At 60.5% G+C, this 2,910-nt stretch carries 5 protein-coding genes and 1 pseudogene; all 6 read right to left on the bottom strand.

Features of this window, described 5'->3' with window-relative positions; translation table 11 throughout:
* Nucleotides 1-431: class I SAM-dependent methyltransferase (locus GSQ73_RS09635; RefSeq protein WP_158883463.1), on the bottom strand; the 431-nt coding region annotated here is incomplete at its 3' end.
* A 66-nt stretch (nucleotides 432-497) separates the two neighbouring features.
* Nucleotides 498-833: a hypothetical protein gene (locus tag GSQ73_RS18040; protein WP_254063365.1), complete on the bottom strand. Its 336-nt coding sequence runs from the start codon at nucleotides 831-833 to the stop codon at nucleotides 498-500.
* Nucleotides 830-1,096, bottom strand: a complete 267-nt coding sequence (locus tag GSQ73_RS18035; protein WP_254063364.1) for an NAD(P)-binding domain-containing protein — start codon at nucleotides 1,094-1,096, stop codon at nucleotides 830-832. The genes GSQ73_RS18040 and GSQ73_RS18035 overlap by 4 nt, the downstream gene beginning before the upstream one ends.
* Before the next feature lie 75 nt (nucleotides 1,097-1,171).
* Nucleotides 1,172-1,510: pseudogene (locus GSQ73_RS09625) on the bottom strand (SDR family oxidoreductase); the annotation flags it as partial.
* Between the two features lie 432 nt (nucleotides 1,511-1,942).
* Nucleotides 1,943-2,398 carry a hypothetical protein gene (locus GSQ73_RS09615; RefSeq protein WP_158883461.1) on the bottom strand — a complete coding sequence of 152 codons (456 nt, stop codon included), beginning with the start codon at nucleotides 2,396-2,398 and terminating at the stop codon, nucleotides 1,943-1,945.
* Nucleotides 2,395-2,910, bottom strand: a 516-nt coding sequence (locus tag GSQ73_RS09610) for a DUF4915 domain-containing protein (RefSeq protein WP_158883459.1), incomplete at its 5' end; no start/stop codon positions are given. The genes GSQ73_RS09615 and GSQ73_RS09610, both read right to left, overlap by 4 nt.

Genomic DNA, 2,910 nt, shown 5'->3' with positions numbered 1-2,910 from the left:
GCTGCAGCGGCATGGTCGACGATGACGTAGAACCCACCGGGTTTGAGTTGTTCGTAGACGACTCGGTTGAAGTCGGCCGCCGTCGCACCCTTGGCCTGCATCAGCGCGGTGTGGAGATCGTGGTAGAACAGGTGCAGCCATAGGACATCCGCTGGTGGCGTGACGTCCAGCATCGCAACGAGGTTCGCTGATACGGCTTCGACGTTCTCTCGGCCCGGCTCCTTCGCGAGCGCCCGCATGTTGTCCAATTGATCGGGCTTCACGTCGGCAATTTCGGTCGGCACGAAGCTGTAGACATGTCCGTCGGCTCCCACCACGTCGGAGAAGAGACGCGTCCAGTCGCCGTCGCCGGGATAGACATCGATGACGGTGGAGCCTGCACCTGCGCGTGCGAAACGGATCAATTCGGATTGCCTGGATGGGTCGTACATCGGGATTTCCTCCATTGCGTTTTTGATTCGACAAGCGCCGCGAGCGAGTCGGCGATCCACGGCTTGTTAGTCGAACTTGATCAGGTCCTTGAAAGTCAGTGGACCCGAGCTGTTTCCGCGCGCCTGCACAAGCAGCCCACCTTCCGTAAGCTCGCCGAGTTTGATCGGTGAAAAGCCGAGCCGTTCCGCGAGCTCACCAACCTCCGTTGCGGCGTCGCCATCGTCGCTCGCAAGAAAAACGACTCTCTTGCCGCCATGGACCGCAGGATCCTGATCAAGAACAGCGGCGCCCAGATGATTGAAGCCCTTGACCAGTCTTCCACCCGTGAAAGCCTGCGCGACGACTTTCGAGGAAGGGTGGCCTCCCAGTTCTTCAGGGGGTACGCCGTAGGCATTGGTCACATCGATGATGGTCTTGCCCTTCCAGTGGGGCAGCGCCTTCGCGACATCCGGGTGCGATTCGAAACGGCGGCCAAAAAGATGATGTCCGCCTTGACGGCTTCTTCCAGTTTTTTGGGAATAATGCCTGGCCCGATCGCGGCCGCAGCAGATGCAAAGCTTTCCGGATCGCGCGTGGTTGCGACGGATACTTCTATGCCGTTGCGGGCAAAGGCCTTGGCCAAAGCCCCGCCGATCTTGCCAAAGCCGATAATGGCGTAGCTCATGATTTTCTCCTCGGGTTTACCAGTCACTGCGGCGCTCCAGACCATCGAATGGAGCGCCGGGTCGGACGTCGCGCGTCAGAGTTGTGCCAAACCGCCATCGACGGCGACTTCGCTGGCGGTCATGAAGCTGCTGTCCGACGACGCGAGGAAAGCAGCTGCTGCCGCAATCTCCGCCGGGTCGGCCATGCGCAAGAGCGGAGTCATCGATGCGTAAACCTTCTGGTCTTCCTCGCCCAGCGCCTGCTTCGCGAGTTCGGTGGCCGTGGCCCCGGGCGACAGCACGTTGACCCGGATGCCGGTGCCTTTCAGATCTTCCGCCCAGGTACGCGCCAGGTTGCGCACGGCCGCCTTGGTCGCACTGTAGGCGCTCATGCCCGGCGCACCCGTGGTGCCAGCACTTGATCCGGTCAGGATGCCTATACAACCACTCGATCACTGACGTACTCAAGAACGCACTGGATAAGGTCCACAAGGAGTGGAACCGGAAGCCCTTCCTCGCGATTAGGCATGACAGCGTGGGTGCAGGGCGCGCCATCGAACACCTGCGCGAAATCGGCGTGGAGTTGCAAATGGTTTCGACGTGGGCCGCTGTCCAAATAGGCGGCAGCGACTTGATGGCTGTGTTCCCGATGGGGGCAACAATCCCATCGAGGAGATTAAGGCCGGACTCATACCAGCAGCCATGTCCGCTTTCGGCGAACCCGTCTGGTGGAGCCAATTCATCAATGTCTGCTCGTGTGTCAGCTGCCTGACCGCTGGTCATTCTGTGCTCAAGAACCTTTGGAGACCGCGCAATCTATACAATCTGCTCGCTATGGTTTCGCGTTACATGGCGACTGCGCGTATCTATTTCTTTTGCTCATGCTGCAGCATGTAGCCCACGGCGTTGACGTATTCCTTGAAATCCAGACGCCGGTTCTTGTCCGTATCGAATGCCGACATGGGCGGTGCTGAAGCTCCCGCGTGCTTGATCAATTCCAGATGGGCGTACTCCGCCGCATCCAGGCTGCCGCTCTTGTTGGTGTCCAGCGCTACAAACTGGTCGTGCAACCGATGCAACGCGGCATCCGACTGAAGTTTCTCCCAGCCCGCGCTGAACTCAGCCGGCGACAGCGTTCCGTCGTGGTTCGTGTCCCATTGCGTGAAGAGCGCATTCGGTCCACTGGCTTGCGATGATGCCGACGTCATCGGCGCCTTGACCGGAGTCGTCGATGAGCGTGGCTGAGTCTGCAACGCATTCGCTGCGATCGGCATCATGGTCATGCAGAGCATCAGGTTCATTTTTCGCCAGGTCATGCTCATGCGCTCACATCCTGCGTCGGCAGTTCTGTTTCGAAAGTAATCAGGTCGCGAATCTCCGGCGTACGCAGACCGACGACCATCGGGTTGCGTACGTTCGGCAGGAAGCACAGGTCGAAGATTTCGGAGATGTCGCCTTCGAAGCGGATCCACTGCAGCACGTCGCCGTTGGTGAGTGAGACGATCTGCACGCCGCACCAGGGCTCGATGTCGCGCTTGGTCAGTTCCGCATCCAGTTGCAGGCCTTCGAAGCGCTGATTGCGCGGCTTGGACAAGCCGACCGCCGCGGTGTTGCCGGTGATCGACAGGCCGCGCGCGAAGCCGGGCAGGAACGCCAGCGGCACGAACGATTTCGTCGCGAAGTCGACCCAGCCGAGCTGGCCGGTGCCGGCATTGAGCAGCCACAACTTGCCGTTGGCCCAGCGCGGCGAGTGCGGCATCGAGAGGCCTTCGCAGACGATCTCGTTGGTGTCCATGTCGATCACCACGCCGCCTTCGCTGCGACGATCGCGCCA

It is taken from the genome of Rhodanobacter sp. L36 (assembly GCF_009765755.1).
GTDB lineage: Bacteria > Pseudomonadota > Gammaproteobacteria > Xanthomonadales > Rhodanobacteraceae > Rhodanobacter.
The sequence above is the reverse complement of the archived record's forward strand: the minus strand, read 5'-3'. Positions and strand labels throughout refer to the sequence as shown.

What these genes read in the sequence shown, in the direction of transcription:
- GSQ73_RS18035 (WP_254063364.1), bottom strand. Translation starts at nt 1,096, where the DNA reads ATGAGCTACGCCATTATCGGCTTTGGCAAGATCGGCGGGGCTTTGGCC.
- GSQ73_RS09615 (WP_158883461.1), bottom strand. Translation starts at nt 2,398, where the DNA reads ATGAGCATGACCTGGCGAAAAATGAACCTGATGCTCTGCATGACCATG.